Here is a 229-nt window from a genome sequence, read left to right as displayed (position 1 = left end):
GCACCGCTAATATCAAATATCGCATTATTAATAATGCTAGATGAGGTGGCGATTGAGCCAGTGCCAGTTAAGGCTAAGGTGCCACCGTTAATGGTGGTAGTACCAGTGTAGGTATTGGTGTTGGTAAGAGTTAAGCTACCTGTGCCAACTTTAGTAAATGATCCTGGACCACTAATCACACCAGTAAAGATGGTATCCGTAGCATTGCCTGCAGAGAGGTTGGCAGTAA

The 229-nt window shown here is 44.5% G+C and carries 1 protein-coding gene; it reads right to left on the bottom strand.

What is annotated here, in order from left to right; genetic code table 11:
- Window positions 1-229: autotransporter-associated beta strand repeat-containing protein (locus ICN29_RS10660; RefSeq protein WP_216133011.1), on the bottom strand; the 229-nt coding region annotated here is incomplete at both ends.

The sequence above is a fragment of the Polynucleobacter nymphae genome (assembly GCF_018882155.1).
Lineage (GTDB): Bacteria > Pseudomonadota > Gammaproteobacteria > Burkholderiales > Burkholderiaceae > Polynucleobacter > Polynucleobacter nymphae.
Note: the sequence above shows the minus strand (reverse complement) of the source record. Positions and strands in the feature narration are given on the sequence as shown.